The 17,788-nt window shown below is 70.8% G+C and carries 17 protein-coding genes and 1 riboswitch; of the genes, 4 read left to right on the top strand and 13 right to left on the bottom strand.

The genetic code is table 11. The features are described 5' to 3' along the window. Positions 1–13 precede the first annotated feature (13 nt). Positions 14–445, top strand: coding sequence for a DUF6524 family protein (locus tag G472_RS0102600; protein ID WP_029007122.1), 432 nt, complete (start codon positions 14–16; stop codon positions 443–445). A gap of 21 nt (positions 446–466) precedes the next feature. Further along, on the top strand, positions 467–1,060 hold the full coding sequence (locus G472_RS0102595; RefSeq protein ID WP_029007121.1) for a hypothetical protein: 594 nt from the start codon (positions 467–469) through the stop codon (positions 1,058–1,060). Here G472_RS0102595 and G472_RS0102590 read toward each other — a convergent pair. From G472_RS0102590 to fliF, 12 genes are all read right to left on the bottom strand, one after another. Beyond that, positions 1,041–2,231: an O-antigen ligase family protein gene (locus tag G472_RS0102590; protein WP_029007120.1), complete on the bottom strand. Its 1,191-nt coding sequence runs from the start codon at positions 2,229–2,231 to the stop codon at positions 1,041–1,043. The genes G472_RS0102595 and G472_RS0102590 overlap by 20 nt on opposite strands. Next, positions 2,228–3,268: a glycosyltransferase family protein gene (locus G472_RS30865; RefSeq protein WP_051340207.1), complete on the bottom strand. Its 1,041-nt coding sequence runs from the start codon at positions 3,266–3,268 to the stop codon at positions 2,228–2,230. Before G472_RS30865 ends, G472_RS0102590 begins: the two co-directional genes overlap by 4 nt. Before the next feature lie 65 nt (positions 3,269–3,333). Beyond that, complete coding sequence (locus G472_RS0102580) at positions 3,334–3,699, bottom strand: hypothetical protein (protein ID WP_029007119.1); 366 nt, start codon at positions 3,697–3,699, stop codon at positions 3,334–3,336. Next, entirely contained in the window at positions 3,696–5,600 is a 1,905-nt protein-coding gene (locus tag G472_RS37850; protein WP_035690702.1) for a hypothetical protein, read from the bottom strand. Before G472_RS37850 ends, G472_RS0102580 begins: the two co-directional genes overlap by 4 nt. A gap of 30 nt (positions 5,601–5,630) precedes the next feature. Next, positions 5,631–6,428, bottom strand: a complete 798-nt coding sequence (locus tag G472_RS0102570) for a MinD/ParA family protein (protein ID WP_029007117.1) — start codon at positions 6,426–6,428, stop codon at positions 5,631–5,633. Continuing rightward, the gene (locus G472_RS0102565; protein WP_029007116.1) at positions 6,425–7,492 is read right to left on the bottom strand and encodes a flagellar biosynthesis protein FlhF; all 1,068 of its coding nucleotides are present in this window, start codon (positions 7,490–7,492) and stop codon (positions 6,425–6,427) included. Before G472_RS0102565 ends, G472_RS0102570 begins: the two co-directional genes overlap by 4 nt. A 49-nt stretch (positions 7,493–7,541) precedes the next feature. Then, positions 7,542–9,716 carry a flagellar biosynthesis protein FlhA gene (gene flhA / locus G472_RS0102560; protein ID WP_029007115.1) on the bottom strand — a complete coding sequence of 725 codons (2,175 nt, stop codon included), beginning with the start codon at positions 9,714–9,716 and terminating at the stop codon, positions 7,542–7,544. A 62-nt stretch (positions 9,717–9,778) separates the two neighbouring features. After that, positions 9,779–11,311, bottom strand: a complete 1,533-nt coding sequence (locus G472_RS0102555) for a sigma-54-dependent transcriptional regulator (RefSeq protein WP_029007114.1) — start codon at positions 11,309–11,311, stop codon at positions 9,779–9,781. Between the two features lie 4 nt (positions 11,312–11,315). Continuing rightward, entirely contained in the window at positions 11,316–12,191 is an 876-nt protein-coding gene (locus G472_RS0102550; RefSeq protein WP_084536385.1) for a motility protein A, read from the bottom strand. Then, positions 12,188–12,517 carry a flagellar motor switch protein FliN gene (gene fliN / locus G472_RS0102545; RefSeq protein ID WP_029007112.1) on the bottom strand — a complete coding sequence of 110 codons (330 nt, stop codon included), beginning with the start codon at positions 12,515–12,517 and terminating at the stop codon, positions 12,188–12,190. The genes G472_RS0102550 and fliN overlap by 4 nt, the downstream gene beginning before the upstream one ends. A gap of 23 nt (positions 12,518–12,540) precedes the next feature. Then, the gene (locus G472_RS0102540; RefSeq protein ID WP_029007111.1) at positions 12,541–13,293 is read right to left on the bottom strand and encodes a FliH/SctL family protein; all 753 of its coding nucleotides are present in this window, start codon (positions 13,291–13,293) and stop codon (positions 12,541–12,543) included. Between the two features lie 32 nt (positions 13,294–13,325). Beyond that, positions 13,326–14,993, bottom strand: a complete 1,668-nt coding sequence (fliF, locus tag G472_RS0102535) for a flagellar basal-body MS-ring/collar protein FliF (protein WP_029007110.1) — start codon at positions 14,991–14,993, stop codon at positions 13,326–13,328. Positions 14,994–15,537: 544 nt separating this feature from the next. Between fliF and G472_RS0102530 the strand changes: the two genes are divergently transcribed. Continuing rightward, positions 15,538–16,053: a helix-turn-helix domain-containing protein gene (locus tag G472_RS0102530; protein ID WP_029007109.1), complete on the top strand. Its 516-nt coding sequence runs from the start codon at positions 15,538–15,540 to the stop codon at positions 16,051–16,053. A gap of 21 nt (positions 16,054–16,074) precedes the next feature. Here the strand turns inward: G472_RS0102530 and G472_RS0102525 are convergent, their stop codons facing one another. Beyond that, positions 16,075–16,671 carry an HD domain-containing protein gene (locus G472_RS0102525; RefSeq protein WP_029007108.1) on the bottom strand — a complete coding sequence of 199 codons (597 nt, stop codon included), beginning with the start codon at positions 16,669–16,671 and terminating at the stop codon, positions 16,075–16,077. A 173-nt stretch (positions 16,672–16,844) separates the two neighbouring features. Here G472_RS0102525 and G472_RS0102520 point away from each other — a divergent pair, with 173 nt between their 5' ends. Further along, complete coding sequence (locus G472_RS0102520; RefSeq protein WP_029007107.1) at positions 16,845–17,606, top strand: glycosyltransferase family 2 protein; 762 nt, start codon at positions 16,845–16,847, stop codon at positions 17,604–17,606. 61 nt (positions 17,607–17,667) lie between these two features. Further along, positions 17,668–17,770, top strand: a riboswitch (TPP riboswitch). Positions 17,771–17,788 lie beyond the last annotated feature (18 nt).

Genomic DNA, 17,788 nt, shown 5'->3' with positions numbered 1-17,788 from the left:
TCGAGGAAGCGTCATGGCCGGCCCCGTAGCGCGGTTCAAATGGTCGGACTTCGCCGTTCGCTGGCTGTTCGTCTTCGCCCTGCAGGTGGCGACCTACAACCCGACCGGCTACCACTACATCGATTGGTTGCTGGAGCCGGACCCCGGCCTTTTCCCCGTGAAGGTGTTCGTCGGGGTGGCGCTGCTGATCGTCCACATCTTCGTCATCGCGCTCGCCCTGCGCACGCTGACGCCGATCGGCGTGTTTTCCGCCGTGGTCTTCTTCTCCGGGTTCAGTTGGGCCGCCTACAGCCTGGGCATCCGCCTGCCGTCGGGGTCCCTGACCATTCTGTGGGTCCAGGTGGCGTTCACCACCGCCGTCACCGGCGGGATGAGCCTGGCGCTGTTCCGCCAGCACATCTCCGGCCAGGTCACCCCGGTCGAGGAGGGAGGGCGCCATGCCTGAGCCGGAGCGGAGCGGGGGCGCATGATCGACGGGCTGACGATCCTCCTGTGGCGCGCCGCGGAACTGGCGGCGCTGGTGCTGCTGCCCCTGTTCGTCTGGGGCATGGGGCGGCGCGTGCTGCACGCCATCGACACCATCGAGTATTTTGCCGTGCCCGGCATGATGCGGTTCAGCTTCCTGTCCGGCGCCATCACCGGCCTGCTGCTGCTGGTGGTCAACCACGACGCGGCCTATTACGCCATCGATTCCGTGTTCCACCCGCGCGGCCCCTGGGCCGTCACCTTTCCCGAACTGTTCGCCATCTGGCTCGATCCCGCCCGCTACCCGCCGGAGACGCTGTGGCTGCGGGTGCAGGGGCTGGACACCGGCGATCCGGTGACGGTGCTGGCCCTGGTTGCCGCGGGGCTGGCCGTCCTGGTGGTGGTGGGCTGCGTGCGCTACTTCGGCTACGGCGCACCGCGCGCCTGGCTGGAAAGCGCCGTCATCTGGTGCTGGGGCGTGGCCATGGCCGTCTACGTCGTGTGCGCCGCCACCTGGACGCTGCACGTGATGAACTTCTGGGTGCTGGTGCTCTGGTTCTTCCTCTACCGCTATTTTACCCTGAAGGCGCATTGACCGCCGCGCGGTGCGCCCGCCCGGCCAGCAGGCCGGCGGCGTACCAGATGGTCATGTACTCCGGATTCAGGTTGCGCAGGTCGAGCTGCCGGTCGACCAGCCCGTAGAGCAGCGTGAAGGCCAGGAGGGCCGCCGGCAGCGGGTCGCCATCCCGGGCCGCCCGCGCCGCGTGTCCGGCCAGCACCGCCAGCATGCCCAGCAGCAGCGCCAGCCCCACCACGCCGGTGTTCAGCAGGGCGGACAGCACGATGCTGTGGGCGAACAGAACCTCGAACCCGACGGTCGTGTCGAAAGACATGGGTGCGGCCGAGCCGGTGCCGAACCAGGGGGCGTCGCGAACCTGCTCCAGCGCTTGGCGCCAGATCTCCAGCCGCAGGGAGAAGCCGCGCTCCAGGATGCCGTCGATGCCGATGGTGGACAGCACGCCCACGGTGCCGACCACAATCAGCGCCACCGCGGCCCGGCGCCCCTCGCGCCCCTGCATCAGCAGGCCGAGGCCCAGCGTCACCGCCGCCGCCATCATGGGGCCGCGGCTCTTGGACAGCACCAGCGCCAGCACCAGAACCACCCCGGCCGCCGCCAGCAGCGTTCGCCCGGCGGCACCCGTGGTGGCCGGCCACAGGCGGAACGCCAGCACGATCAGCGCGGCGCCGTAGAGGATCGCGACGACCACCGCGTTCTCGCTCGCCCCGAATCCGGTCAGGCGTTCATAGCCGCCGGGTGCGGTGAAAGCCGCGACGATGGCGGCCAGCGCCGCCACCGCCCCGGCTGCGACGAACGCCCGCTCCGCCAGCCGCCGCGCCTCCGGCACCGTGAGCAGCAGCAGGCCGGTGGTGGCGACGAAGGCCAGGATGTTGAGATAGCGCCCGGCGAACTCCACGAGCTGCGCCGGCGGCCGGCCGCTCCAGGAGACCGACACCAGCACGAAGCCGAGATAGGCCGCCACCGCCAGCAGCGGCGGCGTGCGCAGCACCCCGGCCAGCGTCCGGCCGTCCCGCACGGCGGCCAGCGCCACGATCAGCCCGCCATACCCCAGGAGCCGCGCCGTGGCTTCGGGCAGAAAGAACAGCGGGACGAACAGCAGGGCGAAGGCGACCGCCGCCGCGAGGCGACGCCGGGGTGGCAGCGGTTCCGCCGGGCCGGCCGGCTGGCCGGCAAGGGCGGTGTTCATACCGTCTCCGTCGGCCATTCGTAGCCTTCCGACAGCGGCTCGCGGAAGACCTGCTCCAGAAGGTACCGGGCGACCCGGCGCGAATCGAACATGGCGTGGGTGCGCGCCCACCCCCGTTCGGCGACGGCGCGGGCCTCCATGGGGTGGCGGTGGTAGTGCCGCAGCTTCTCGATCAATTCCGGCACCGAGGCATAGAAGGCCAGCTCGTCGTCGCGATACAGGGTGTCGAAGCCGGTGGCCCGGTCGACGAAGGTCAGCGTGCCGTTGGCGGTGAGGTGCGCCATGCGGTCGGAGGCGTAGAGCGGCTGATCGCTCTCCTGGCTGAGGCTGAGTCCCATCAGGCTGCGTTCGATGGCCCGCACGTAGTCCATGCCGTAGACCGGCGGCGCGCCTTCCAGGCCGGGCAGGTACAGGCGCAGGCCGGGCAGGGCGTCGCGCAGGCGCCGCGCCAGTTCGTCCCCGGTGATGCGTTCGCCGTCCCAGCGGCGGACGTTGCGGGGGTTGCGCATGCCGAAGAACAGGTCGTGCTCGTGCTCCGCGGCGAAGCTGCGGCCGGTCTCCATGGCGGCGTCGACCGGGTTCGGCATGTAGGCGACGATGCGGCCGGGACGGCTGAGCGCCGCCATCGGCGCGCCGGCGGTGGTCACCAGGGTGGCGTCGACCACGTCGAGCTTGGCGGCGATGCGGCGGATGTTGTCGGGCAGGTAGAGCGCGTCGTAATTCCACTGGGCGATGCGCACGGACGGTCGCATCCGCCGCACCTCGGCCAGCGTCCCGGGCCGGATCACGTCGGCATGGCCGAGCAGGACCAGGTCGGGCTCGACATTGCGGCAGATGTCCAGCAACAGCCGGTTGGCGCCGCCGACCCCCAGTTTGCGGGCGCCGAACAGGGCCTCCTGGCGGGCGAGATCGCGGTCGGAGACGTCGAACACCGCGTGTCCCAGGCGCGCCAGCCCGTGGCTGAGCTTCCGGGCGGTGTGGAAGAAGATCTTCAGGCCGCCCTTGTAGTCGAAATTGCCGACGTTGACGATCTTCATGGAATCGGAGGCCGTACCGCCTTGGGGGGAGTGGCCGGCACCCTAACCGAATTCACCGCCGCCCGCTACCACCGCTCCAGCCGCGCGATCAGTCCCGGATTGTCCCAGCCGGGCTGGCGATCCTCGACGTTTACCCGGTGCCCGACCGGCGCGTCGCGTTCCACGCGCACCTCCGCCCAGCGCGGCACCACCTCGTTGTTGAGATCGTCGAGCACCGCCAGGGCCAGCGCCTCCGGCGGGCCGGGATCGGCCAGGGCCTTCAGATAGGCAGCGAAGCCTTCCGCCGTGACGATCCAGCGATCGGGGACGTACAGCACCGCCAGCCGAGTTCCCGGAGTCGGAGTGCCGGCCAGCCGGACGAGATAATCGTGGCGGCTGTCCGGATTGGCGGCGGTGGTCAGGCGCGTCCGGCGGTCGGCGGCGGGGATCACGCCGTGACCTCCGTGCCGCGGCCGCTGCGGGCCGGCGTGACGCGGGCGGCGGCCCCGGTCTGGAACGACAGGCCGCCGGCGTAGCCCACGGCGTCGAGACAGTCCGCGAAGACCCGGAGCAGGTCGCCGCGCAGTTCCTCCGGCAGCGGTGCGCCGCTGCGCAGGATCAGGTCGAAGCGCCGTTCCCGCACCATGCCGTCGAGCTGCATGGGGCCGAGCCGGCTGAAGTCCACGTCGATCAGGAACCGGCTGCCGCGGTCGCGGTGCTCCGCCGCGCCGGATTCGTCGTCGTCCTCATCGTGCAGCGGGCGGACGTGCAGGCGCAGCGGCGTGACCGCATGGCCGTCGAACATCGGCACCGTGTAGGGGCGCCAGTCGCCGGCCGGCGGGTCGGCCGCCTGGCGGCGCAGGCCGCGGAATTCCTGGTCCAGGCGGGACAGCAGGTCGCCGCGCCCGGCCCGCTCCAGCGCCGACGCGGCCTCGTCCCCCAGCCAGGCGCGGGCGCTGCCGCCGCGGACCGCCGCCAGGAAGAAGCTGAGCGCGGCGCCCAGCTTGCGGTTCGGCTGGGGCATGATCGTGGCCAGCATGGTCTGCGCCAGGGCGCGGTCGATGCCGGCGAGGACCGCCATGACCTCCCGCAGGGTGCCCCAGTCGCGCCCCGGCACCGCGGCCGCGTCCGCCGGCAGCGGCGCCAGCATGGCGGCGGGGTCGCCCACCGCCGCGCCGATGCGGGTGCCCGGCGGCAGCACGGCCCCGGTGTTAAGGGCGAGCATGCCGCGCTCGGTCGCCAGGATCGGCTGCCCGCGCGGCGTCGAGCCCGCGACCGTTCCTTCCAGCACCGGAGTGCCCGGCGGCGGTGCCGCGTCGGCCGGCAGCGGCGGTGCCGGGACCGCCGGAACGCCGGGCGGCGTCACCGAGAGAATGCGCAGCGCCACCGTGGCGCCCTGGACCAGTACCGGCGGGGCCGCTGCGGGCGCCGGTCCCGGCGCGGCCGGCGGCGGGGGAGTCGGGGACGGCGGTGTTGCGGGGGGTGGGGATGGCGCGGGCGACGCTGCGGTCGGTGGTGCCGCGGCCGGTGGTCCGGGGGTGGCAGGCGCCGGACTCTGCACCTGTGCCGGCGGGGCGGCGGGAGCGCCGGAAGGAAGCGGAAGCGCCGGCGCGGCAGCCGGGCCGGTCGGGGCCTGCGGTGCGGCTCCCGTCGGCGGCGGTGCGGCGGGAAGGCCCGCTTGCGGGGCCGGTGCGGCCGGCGATGCCGGTGCCGGCGTCGGCACAGGCGTCGGCGCGGTCGCAACCGGCGGGCTGCCCGGCGCGGCCGGCATGGCCGGCGCCGCTCCGGCCGGCGCTGCACCGGCTGGTGCCATTCCGGCTGGTGCCATTCCGGCTGGTGTCGGTGCCGCGGGTGCCGGTGCTGCGGCCAGCACCTGTGCCGGGATCAGCGCGCCGGGCGCCAGCGTCGGTTGCGGGCCCCGCGCGGCGGCGGCAAGGGCGGTGGACAGCAGGGTCAGCACCACGCCCGGCTGCTGCGGCAGGGCCGGCGGGGGAGGGGGCGGCGCACCGGCCGGCGCGGGGGCGGTGTGGAGGACGGCGCGGGCGGGCGGTTGCCCGGGGGCGATCTGCAGCGTCACCGGCTTGTCCGCCGGGAGCGGCTCCGGCGTGCGCAGCAACACCTCCCCGGCCCGTGTCTGGACGCGCGTCAGCCCCTCCGGCGTTCGCCCGGTGACGGTGCCGGTCAGCACCACCGCGCGGGGCAGGTCGAGAAGCCGTTCGGGGACCCGCGCCAGCGCCACCTCAATCGGCGGCGCGGCCGGCGGCGATGCCGTTGCAGCGGCTGACGCCGCCGGCCCCGGTGTCGGGGCGGCGGGGCCGGGGGCGGGTGCGGGCGGCGGGACCGTGCCGGACATGACCGTATCCCTCTCGTCCCCGGCGCCGGCCTACTCGCGCAGCAGGCGCTGGGCGATGGCCTGGACGTCCGACGCGGCGTCGCTGGACGGCGAGCGGGTGAGCAGCGGCACCTGGTTGCGGATGGCGTCGCGCACCTTCAGGTCGCGCCGCACGATGCCGGCCAGGGGCGGCTTGAACTTCAGGAAGTTGGTGCAGGCCTTCAGGATGGTGTTGTAGGTGCGCTCGCCCTCCTTCACGCTCTGCGCCACGTTGACGACGACGCGCAGGTCGGCGTTGGGGTTGGTGCTGTGCGTCAGCTTGATGAAGGCGTAGGCGTCGGTCAGCGAGGTCGGTTCGTCGGTGGTGACCACCAGCGTGATGCCGGCCGGGCCGGCCAGCGTGCGCACCGTGCGGTCGACGCCGGCGCCCATGTCCATGACCACGTGGTCGTACTTGCGCGCCAGGTCCAGCAGGTCGTTGCGCAGCGACGACAGGCGCTGGCTGGGCAGGGTGGCCAGCGTGCCGGAGCCGGAGCGGCCGGCGATGATGTCGAAACCGCCGTCGGGGAAGCGCTGGGCGGCGCGCTGCAGCGTCACCGACCCGTCGATCACCTGCCCCAGATCGTGCTTGGGCGCGAATCCCAACTGGATGTCTACGTTGGCGAGACCCAGATCGCCGTCGAACAGCAGCGCGTTCTTGCCCATGCGGGCCAGCGTGTGGACCAGCGTGATGGAGAACCAGGTCTTGCCGACACCCCCCTTGCCGCTGGCCACGGCAATGACGTTCGCGCCGCGCAGCGGCCGCACGTTGGTCATGGGCGCGGAAGCCTGGAAAACCGGTTCGGTCATGGGAGGGTCCTCGACGACGGGGAACTCAGTGCGTGGGCCGATGCGGGTGCCTTGGCCTTGCGGGCCTTGGCCTTTGGCGGTGGGGGCCGTTCCGCCTTCTTCTCCTCGCCCGGCATCATCATGCGGGCGAGGGCCACCGGGTTGAGGGCCGTCAGACCCTCCGCCACCTTGGGTGCGACGGTGCACTCGCACAGCGCAAGCCGCGCCCGGAAGGCGGCGGTCAGAAAACTGCCCAGCCGGCGCGTGGCGTCTAGCCTGGTAACCAGCATACGCCGCACGCCGATCTGGCGGAAGATCTGCCCGACCTCCGCCGCTTCGACGGCGTCCATGCCCGCGGGCATGACCAGGATGGGCTCCACGTCCTCGGCGGCGATCAGCGCCTTCAGGTCGGTCATGTCCTCGGCGTCGAACGGGTTGCGCCCGGCTGTGTCGACGACGATCAGGTCCGCCTCGCGGCTCATGGCGATGGCACCGTGCAGCGCCTCGGGATCCTCCACGGTGTGGAGCTTGACCTTCATCAGCCGCATGAAGGCGGCGAGCTGGTCGACGCCGCCGGCGCGCACCGTGTCGGTGGTGATGACGCTGACCGTCCGGTTGCGGAAGACGGCACGGGCCGCCAGCTTGGCCACCGTCAGCGTCTTGCCCGACCCCGGCGGGCCGACCAGGACCAGCGGCTTCTGGCCCGGCCGGCCCTCGGCCAGGGGATGGAAGGTGAAGACGGCGTCCAGCGCGGCGCCCAGCGCCAGCGTCGGGTCGTCGGTGTCCAGCCCGGCGGCGGCGTCGATGAGTTGTTCGGCCAGGGCCGCCGGCACGCCGTGGCGGTGCAGGGCGTCGGCCACCGCCTCGCCCACGTCCACTTCGGGCTCGGGCGGCGGCTTGGCGGGCGCGTTGAGGGTGCGGCCGGAGGCGTGGGGATGATCATCCTCCTCCACCGCCGCGGTGACGCGCACGCCGCCGCCTTCCTCCTCGCGCGTGGCGACAATGATCGCATCGTCGCCCAGCGTCTGGCGGACCTGCCGCATCGCCTCCGACATGGTCCTGGCGTGGAAGGACTTCAGCCGCATGGCGGGCGCTCCTTCCGGACCGGGCGGTCATCGCGGGCGCCGACGATCATCAGATCACCCCCAGCGTCTTGATCTTCGCCTTGGGGTGGATCTCGTTCTGCGACATCACCACGGTCGACGGCCGGAACCGTTCCACGATGGAACGGACGTAGGGCCGGATCAGGGGGCTGGTCAGCAGGACGGGGGTCTCGCCCATCATCGCGTGTCGCTCGAACGTCTGGCGCACCGAGGTGATGAACTGCTGCAGCCGGCTAGGTGCCATCGTCAACTGCCGCTCGTCGCCGTCGCCCACGAGCGACTCCGCAAAGGCGTTCTCCCATTCCGGCGACAGGGTGATGAGCGGGATGAAGCCCATCTCGTTGGCGCAGGCGTCGCAGATCTGGCGGGCCAGGCGGGAGCGGACGTGCTCGGTGATCTGGGTGATCGAACGCGTCTGCCCGGCGGCCTCGGAGATGCCCTCCAGGATGGTGGGAAGATCCCTTACGGAGATGCGTTCGGCAAGCAGGTTCTGCAGCACCCGCTGGAGGCCGCCGACGGTGATCTGCTGCGGGATGACGTCGGCCACCAGCTTCTGGTGCTCCTTGTCCAGCTCGTCCAGCAGCTTCTGCGTCTCGGTGAAGGACAACAGCTCGGGCATGTTGTCCTTGATGGTCTCCGTCAGATGGGTGGTGATGACGGTCGAGGGATCGACCACGGTGTAGCCGCGGAACAGCGCCTCCTCGCGGTAGCCCGGCTCGATCCAGATGGCGGGCAGGCCGAAGGTGGGCTCAACCGTCTGCTCGCCCGGCAGGCTCATGGCCTCGCCGCGCGGGTCCATCACCAGCAGCATGTTCGGGCGGATGTCGCCGCGCCCGGCCTCGATCTCCTTGATGCGGATGACGTAGACGTTGGGCGGAAGCTGCAGGTTGTCCTGGATGCGCACCGCCGGCATGACGAAGCCCACCTCGCCGGCGATCTGGCGGCGCAGGCCCTTGATCTGGTCGGTCAGGCGATGGCTGCCGGCCTGGGGCTGGTTGATCAGCGACAGCAGGCCGTAGCCCAGTTCCAGCCGGATCAGGTCGATGGCGAGCGCCGTGGCGATGGGTTCGTCCGCCACCGGCGCGGCGCCGCCGGGCGCACCCGGCGCGCCGGCTTCTTCCAGGGCCGCTTCGGCCTCCTCCTGCTCCTTGCGGGCGCGCATCTTCGGAACGAAGTAGGCGGCGGCGCCGATGGCGGCGGCCACCGGCAGGAAGGTCAGCAGCGGCATGCCCGGCAGCAGGGCCAGCGAACCGATGGCCAGCGTCGACAGGCCGAGCGCCGCCGGGTGGTTGGTGAGCTGGCCCACCACCGCCTTGTCGGTCGATCCGCCCTGGCCGGCCTTCGACACCAGGAAGCCGGCGGAGATGGAGATGACCAGCGCCGGGATCTGCGACACCAGGCCGTCGCCGACGGTCAGCTTGGTGAAGGTGTCGAGCGCCTGGACCACCGGCATGTCATAGCGCAGGACCGCGATGGTCACGCCGCCGATGACGTTGATGAACATGATCAGCAGGCCGGCGACCGCGTCGCCCTTCACGAACTTCGACGCACCGTCCATGGAGCCGAAGAAGGCGCTTTCGTCCTCCAGCTCCTTGCGCCGGGCGCGCGCCGTCGACTCGTCGATCATGCCGGCCGACAGGTCGGCATCGATGGCCATCTGCTTGCCGGGCATGGCGTCCAGGGTGAATCGCGCCGCCACTTCGGCGATGCGGCCCGAACCGGCGGTGATCACCTTGAAGTTCACGATCGTCAGGATGCCGTAGACGATCACGCCGATGATGAAGTCGCCGCCCATCACGAATCCGGCGAACGCCTGGATGACCTGGCCGGCGGCGTCCGTGCCCTCGTGCCCGTGCTGCAGGATCAGGCGGGTCGACGCCATGTTCAGCGACAGGCGCAGCAGCGTGGTGATCAGCAGGATGGTCGGGTAGGACGACAGGTCGAGCGGCTTCTCGATGAACAGCACGACCATCAGGATCAGCACGGAGATCGTGATGTTCAGCGCCAGCATCATGTCGAGCATGATCGGCGGCATCGGCATGATCAGGCCGACGATGATCAGGACGATGCCGAACGCCATCACGAGGTCGCCGCGCTTGAGCGACCTCTTGGCAAAACTCAGCATGTCCCCGAGCGCGGCCATGTTCCCGCCGCCGCCACCGCCGCCACCGCGGCCTTCGGGATCCGTCTGTTCGGTGAGCGCCATCGTCGCCGCCGTACCCCGTGCTTTCCCGCTTTAAGTCGTTCCCTCTACCACCTTTGCGCGGATCAGACCACCGCGCGCTCCTCCGATCCCGACGGCGGCACGGGGACGCCGTCTTCCGTATACTGCTTCAGCTTGTTGCGCAGGGTGCGGATGGAGATGCCGAGGATGTTGGCGGCGTGGGTGCGGTTGCCCAGGCAATGGCTCAGCGTCTCGATGATCAGGTCGCGCTCCACGTCGGCCACGGTGCGGCCGACCAGCGCCGCCAGCGTGCCGGCGGGCGCCGCGGCGGCCGTTGTCGCCGCGGTCATTGGCCGGGGCGGCGGAGCCGAGGGCTGCGGCGCATAGCCGGCGGGCGGCTGGTGGGCGTAGGCCGCGTAGGGGTTGCCCGTCGGTGCCGGCCGGGCCGGCGGCACGGTGCCCGACGGATAGGCGAAGGGCTGCGCCACCGGCGATCCCGCGGGGATGGACGCCTGCGCCGTGCCCTCCGGCGCCAGGATCTGTCCGGACAGCATGATGGCGTCGGGTTCGATCATCTCGCCGCGGGACAGCAGCACGGCGCGGTGCATGGTGTTTTCCAGCTCGCGCACGTTGCCGCGCCAGTGGTGCCCCTGGAGCAGGCCCAGGGTGACCGGCGACAGCGACTTCTCCGGCAGCCCGTTGGCTTCGGAGTACTTCTTGACGAAGTGCTCGGCGATGAGCGGGATGTCGAGCGGCCGTTCCCGCAGCGCCGGCAGGGGGATGCTCAGCACGTTGAGGCGGAAGAACAGGTCCTCGCGGAAGTTGCCGGCTTTGACCTCGGCTTCCAGATTGCGGTTCGACGTGGCGATCAGGCGCACGTTGATCTTCACCGGCTGGGAGGAGCCGATGCGGTCGATTTCCCGCTCCTGGATGGCGCGCAGCAGCTTGGCCTGGAGGCGGGGGTGCATCTCCGACAGCTCGTCCAGCAGCAGGGTGCCGCCGTTGGCCTCCTCGAACTTGCCGATGCGCCGCGCCACGGCGCCGGTGAAGGCGCCCTTCTCGTGGCCGAACAGCTCCGATTCCAGCAGGTTCTCCGGGATGGCGGCGCAGTTCACCGCCACGAACGGCTCGTTGGCGCGCCGGCTCTTGCGGTGGATGTAGCGGGCCATCAGCTCCTTGCCGGTGCCCGACTCACCGGTGATGAGGACGGAGGCGTCGGACGGCGCGATCTGGTCGGCCAGACGCAGCACCGCCTGCATGGCGGGGTCGCGGCAGATGATGGCGTGGCTTTCCTCCGCCACCGCCGACAGGACGGCGGCGATCAGCTCGGCGTCGGGCGGCAGGGGGATGTATTCCTTCGCTCCGGCCCGGATGGCCCTCACCGCCGCCGCCGCGTCGGTGCCGATGCCGCAGGCGACCACCGGGATGGTGATCCGCTCGGTCTTCAGGCACTCGATGAAGCGGGCGATGTCCAGTTTGACGTCGACCATCACCAGGTCGGCGCCGGCGGCCGCACGCAAGGCGTTGAGCGCGCCCTCGATGCTGTCGGTATGGGACACTTTGGCGCCGCGCTGCATGGCGATCTTGCCGGCGGCGGTGATGTACCCTTCCAACGTTCCAACGATCAACAGACGCATCGCTTTACGCTCCCCTCGGGAGTTCCCGGTCGAAGTACTGGATCCGCCGCGCGGGCGGCAGGACGGTGTTGAGCAGCATTTCCAACCGCCGGGGATTCTCCTGGCGGGCCATCGATACCGCTCCGATGGTGTAGAGAGTCTTGATAAGCGCTTCTTCTTCGGCCGAGCGCTCGACCTTGCCGGCCAGCGGCGTCAGCACGACGCTGCCCAGGACGGCGCCGTAGAAGGTCGTCAGCAGGGCCAGCGCCATGGCCGGCCCGATGCTGCCGGGGTCGTTCAGGTTGCCCAGCATCTGCACCAGCCCGACCAGGGTGCCGATCAGCCCCATGGCCGGCGCCACCTCGGCGGCGCGGCGCAGCACCGCCGCGCTGCGCGCCCGGCTGGCCGCCGCCGCCTCGACCTCGCCGTTGAGGACGCGTTCCAGCTCGTCCGCGGGCAGGCCCTCGACGATCAGGGCGACGCAGCGGTGCAGGAAGCTCTCGCTCTTCAGATCGGGCAGGATGCCCTGAAGCATCTCGGGGCCGGCCCGGCGCACCGCCTCGGCCAGCAGAAGCACGCGCCGCGCCACGGAGCGCGGGTCCTGCGTCCGGTGCACCAGCACCAGCACCGCATCGCGCCAGCCCGCCGCCACGTCGGACAGGGAGAAGCCGGCCGTCGTCACCGCCAGCGTCCCGCCCAGCACGATCAGCATGGACGGCGTGTCGAAGAAGGCGCCGGGCGCGCCGCCCAGCACCACCGCCGCGGCGATGACGCCCAGCGCCGCCGCCAGCCCCAGCAGGGTCGCCGGGTCCAGCCCGCCGCGCGGGCGCAGCCGTCCCGTGGCCGGGACCGACAGGCCGGCGGGGGAGCGTGGGTCCACCGTGTCGCGCGTGCTGGTCATCCGCGGTCCGACTTGATGATTTCCGTCATGGTCACGCCCAGGCGGTCTTCCACGACGACGACTTCGCCGCGGGCGACCAGCCGGTTGTTCACGTAGATGTCGATGGCCTCGCCGACCTTGCGGTCCAGCTCCACCACGGCACCGCGGCCGAGCTTGAGAAGCTGGCTCACCTGCATCGTCGATTTGCCCAGCACCGCCGAGATCTGCACCGGGATGTCGTACACGGCTTCCAGATCCTTGGCCGGTCCCAGCCCGGTTTCGTACTCGGCCACCTCGTTGCGTGCTGCGGCATCGAGTTCGTCCAGCGAGAAGTTGTCCTTGGACATTCAGGTCTCCGAAACCTCTGCGGTCAGGCGGCGGGTGCGCTCAACAGGCGCACCGCACACTGTTCGATGTCGGCCAGCAGCCGGGCGGTGTCGCGTTCCACCCCGCCTTCGGCCCATTCGATCCGGCAATCGCCGGCAGCCAGCGTCGGGTCGCCCACGACCATCAGCCTGGCACCGAAGCCGCGGCTGCCGGACAGGGCGTCCAGACGCTCCCCCACCTCGTCGTGCATGTCGGGGGCCACCCGGACGACCATCCGGGGCTCGTCGATCAGCTCCATGACGCAGGTGCGCACCACGGCCTCGATCTCCGCCAGGCCGCCGCGGCGTGCCAGGTCGGGCATCAGCTTGCGCACGATGGCCAGGGCGATGTGCACGGGCTGGTCCCGGCGCATGGCGTTGGTCGCGTCGCGCTCCGTCAGCAGCCGCTCGACGCCGCCGGCGATGCGGTCCAGGGCCGAGGCCAGCCGCGCCTCGTTGGTCGCCGCCATCTCGGCCCGGCCGGCTTCCATCCCGTCGCGGCGCCCCGCTGCGTGCCCTTCGGCGAAGCCCTTGCCGTAACCGACCGAACTGCCGGCCGTCTCGCCCTCGGCATAGCCGGCGCGGCGGGCGGCCTCCATCTGCTCCTCGGTGAAGACCGGGGGAGGGGGGATCTCCGGCTCGGGCTCCGGCTCGGGCTCCGGTTCCGGCAGCAGGTAGTCGTCGTCCACCGCGCGCGCGTGGCCCGGCGCGTCGACGTCGAAGGACTCGTCGAACAGGAACTTGCGCACCGAGGTCATGGCGTGCTCCCCGCCGGGCGGTCAGCCATCGCTCAGCTCTCCTGATACAGCCAGTTGCGCAGGATGGAGACCGCCTCTTCGGGGTGCTTCTCCACGATCTCGCCGACCTTGCGCAGGGACGAGGCGCGCACGCGGCCTTCCACGCGGTTGATGTCGATCATCTGCTCCAGCTCCTCGTCGGCCTGGGCGGCTTCCAGGGCCAGGTCCTGGGCCAGCGCGCCGGCGGGGCCGGCCAGGGCGGCGGGCATGCCGGACTGGTCGGTGAGGAGCTTGTCCATCTCGTCCTCGTCCTCCGCTTCCGCCTTTTCGAAGGCGCGGGTGATGAGGGGACGGATGACCAGCAGGATGATGAGGACCGCGACGATGCCGAGCACCACCATCTCGGCAATGCGGAACAGATCATCCTTGGTCAGGCCCATGAACAGTTCTTCGGGTGTCGCGAATTCGTCATCGGGCGTGGAGAACCGCATGTTGATGACTTCGAGCGAGTCGCCCCGCACCGGATCGAGGCCGACCGCCGAGCGCACCAGGGCGCGGATGTTCTCCATCTCCTGCTCGGTGCGGGGCTGGAACGCGGGCGGCGAGCCGGCGGCGGCGGGGGTGTAGGTGCCGTCCACCAGCACCGCGATGGACAGCCGCCGGACCTGGCCGGTTTCGCGCACGTGGCTCTTGGTGGTGCGGCTGATCTCGTAGTTGATCGTCTCCTCGTTGCGCGACTGGCGGTTCGAGGAGATCGGACCGGCTTCACCTCCGCCGGTCTGGGCGGTCGGCAGGTTCTGGTCGACGGTCACCGGGGCCAGCGGGTCGCGGTCCTGGCTCTCGTTGCTTTCCGTCACCGTCTGGGTGGAACGGACGACCTGGCTTTCGGGATCGAAGATCTCCGACTGGGTGGTGATCCGGTCGTAGTCCAGATCGGCCGACACCTCGGCGCGCACGCGGCCGAAGCCGACGGTGCGTCCCACCAGTTCCTCGATGGTTCGGGCCAGGCGGCCCTCATAGGCCAGCTTCTTCTCCTCCGCCGTGGCCATCAGCAGCTCTTCGCTGTTCTGGCCCATGCCGCGGGCGAGCAGGTTGCCCTTGTCGTCGACGATGGAGACCTTCCCCGGCTCCAGGTTGGGGACCGAGGCGGCGATCAGGTGCTGGACCGCCAGGATGTTCTCGCGCGAGAGCTGGGCGCCCGGCTTCATGCGGATGAAGACGCTGGCGGTCGCCGGATTCTGGTTGCGGGCGAACAGCTCGCGCTTGGGCAGCACCAGGTGCACGCGGGCCTGCTGCACGCCGGCCAGGGTGGCCACGGTGCGCGCCATCTCGCCTTCGAGCGCGCGCAGGTGGTTGATGTTCTGGATGAAGGCGGTGGCCCCGAACCCCTCGGAGCGGTCGAACAGTTCGTACCCAACCGAACCGCCCGTCGGCAGGCCGGCCGAGGCCATGCGCATGCGCACCGGCCCCACCTGGTCGGCCGGCACCATGATCTTCGCGCCGGTGCGGTCCACCTGATAGGGGATCTTCGCGTCGTCCAGCATCTTGGCGATGGCCGCCGCGTCGCTCGGCTGCAACTCGGCGTACAGCAGCTCCATCTCGGTCGAGGACAGGCGCGTCGTCAGGTACACGAAGAAGCCGATCAGCAGCAGGCCAACGCCGCCGATCGCCGCGAGGCGGGCCGGTCCAAGGTTGCGAAGGGTCTGAAGCAGATTGTTCACGCGTCGTCCCCGAACGGCTGGCCGCCTGCGCGCCGGGAAATCCCTTCCGCAGCCCGCCTTCCCGCAACGGGGAAAAGGACGGCGGCTGCAAATTCCGCGCCGGAGGCTCGATCACCGGTGCATGCTAGGAAAGTCTTGATGAAGGGAAGGTTAATTCCCGGGCACTTTTTGCCGAGTGCCCGGCAAATTTTGCCCAGTGCGGCGGTATGGTCACGGCAATGCCACGCGCGATGTGCGTGGAAGGAGCGGACTTTTCGCCCGCCCGGCGCGAACCACACCGGAGCGGCGGACGCACCGCCGACCGTTGCCCACCTATGGCCTTGGGGTAGGCTACGTATCAATAGGCGTAGATTCAAGACCCGCGGTTGACAGTGTGCCGGAGGGCACATAGCTAAATTTCAACGAGCGGACGAAACCTCGTGGGTTTGTCCGCTGTTTTGGAGTTCGAGAGGGTGCCGACCGGGCGCTTCCCGCGCGGCCGGCCACACATCGTCTCTTGCCGGGCGGTATCCGTTCCCGGCTTTGCCTCACCACGGGGGGAGCAGTGAGAAAACGCGGTCGTCAGAAGAAGGAAGGCCTCAACGAGGTCGACGTCTACGTCGGGCAGCGGCTGCGCGAGTTGCGCATGCTCGCCGGGCTCTCGCAGAGCGACGTGGCATCCGCGCTGGGACTGACGTTCCAGCAATTGCAGAAGTATGAGCGCGGCTTCAACCGGGTTTCGGCGAGCCGGCTGTACAAGCTGTCGGAATTCTTCCGGGTTCCCGTTTCGGTGTTCTTCGAAGGATTGGAGGACCGCGCCGGATCGCGCGACCCGGCGACGGCCGGTGACCGGCCGGCCGAGACTGCGGCGGCCGACGACGGCACGCTGCAGTCGCGCGAGGCGCTGATGCTCGCCCGCTATTTCCAGCACATCCGCGACCCGGAGATCCGCGGCGCCATCCGCGAGCTGGCGGAGCGGTGCGCAACCGCGTCGGAGGCGGGCGATGCGCAGACCCTCGGTGTTGCGCCCGCCGCATCGGGACGCACCGGCCGTGGCGACCGGCCGTCCGGCACGGCGTGACCGCCGGCCGGCCCGGCGGTGTCAGTCGGGCCGGAGTTCGCGGTAGCGGGCGAGAAAGGCCGCCATCGCCTCATCCGGCCCCAACGGGACGATGGGATCGGCGGCGGGCGGCGGCAGGTCGTGCCAGTTCACCCGGTGGGGCGCGCAGAGGTCGCGCAGCTCCGTCGCCAGCGCCCGCTGGTCGGACAGCTTGACCGCCTTCGGCTCCGGGTAGCGGAAGCCGAACCGACGCGCCAGCGCCTGCTTGATGGGAGCGATGGCGGTGCGGATGGTGTCGCGCCCGATGCGAACCTTCCACGGCGTCGGCCAGTCGCCGGTGAACGCCTCCTCGCAGTCATGCATGAGCGCATCGTAGGCGTAGCCCTGCGGTGCCAGGTGGCTTGCCAGCACGCAATGCTGGGCGACGCTGAAGAACACCCGCGTGTTGCCCACGAACCGGCACTGGTAGGCAAGCGGCCGCGCGATGTCCTCCACCTCGAAACGGCTGAAATCCGGCGTCTCCAGATCGACGGTGCGGCCCGAGAAGGTCAGCAGGACCGCCGTCGGCTCGGGATAGTCGAGCAGATCGAACTGGTCGGGGTCGGAGACCCTGGGGGATCCGGAACGGCGTCGGCGCATGCACGAAGGTGTAGCAGACCGCCCCCGGCCCCGGCAACGCGCCCGCCCGTCCGGACCCCGGAATGCCACGCCTGCGCCCGGCGCAGGGGCGGCGGAGCCGACGCACCGGCGGACTCCCGCCGGGGTCCCGATCCGCGCTAGGCTGGCCCGCCACCGACACGGGAGTCCCGCCGATGCCGACCATCTCCATCTCCCTGCCCAGTCTGCGGCCGCAGATGCTGGTCGAGACGGTGCGGGCGATCCACGCGGCGTCGGCCGGGCACGATTACGAGATCCTTGCCGTCTGCCCGTTCGGGATCGAGGGGACGCATGTGGTCCACGTGGCCGAATCCGAACCGCGGGGCAACTGCGCCGCCCACGCCCTGGCTTGGGAGGCGTCGCGGGGGGACGTGATCGTCGCCTTCTCGGACGACCACAGGCCGGAACCGGGCTGGCTGGACCCGCTGGCGGCGGCGCTGGCGGCCGGCGAGGCGCGGGGCTTTCCCTTCGCCGGCGGGCTGGCGCGGCCGGCGGTGCCGTGGTTCGGTGCTGTCTACGGGCTGTACTATCCCTATTTCCCGGTGATGACGCGGCGCAGCGTGCTGGCCATCGGCGGCTGGTTCTCCCGTGACTACACCGCCCATTTCGGCGATCCCGACATCGGCATGCGGGTGTGGCGGGCCGGCGGCCACTGCGCCCTCATCGCCGACTCGCGCATCGTTCCGCAACCGGTGTCGGCCGAACAGGACGCGGCTGTTCCCTTCAAGTCGCGGTCCTTTCCCCGGGATATGGCGACCTTCCTGACGAAATATCATCGTGATCACGGCGCCGGCTTTCCGCCGGACATGGGGCAGATCAACCACGACTATGACCTGAAGCACCTGACGGACGGCACCTTCACCCGGCGCTGCGCGCCGCGGGACTATTATGCACAGGTCGCGGCCGGCGGCGGGTAGGGTTCCGGAATCCGGTCTACGGCATGCTTGACACGTCCGGGGCGGCTTGCGAGTGTCCGGACCCGAACGGCTGGGGTGCCCGATCCTTTGACGGGGCGGGCTGAGAAACACCCATCGAACCTGATCTGGGTCATGCCAGCGAAGGGAGCCGGGCGAGGGCGGGGTGCCACCCATCCTCTCCC

Origin of the sequence: Azospirillum halopraeferens DSM 3675, assembly GCF_000429625.1 — a bacterium.
Taxonomy (GTDB): Bacteria; Pseudomonadota; Alphaproteobacteria; order Azospirillales; family Azospirillaceae; genus Azospirillum; species Azospirillum halopraeferens.
Note: the sequence above shows the minus strand (reverse complement) of the source record. Positions and strands in the feature narration are given on the sequence as shown.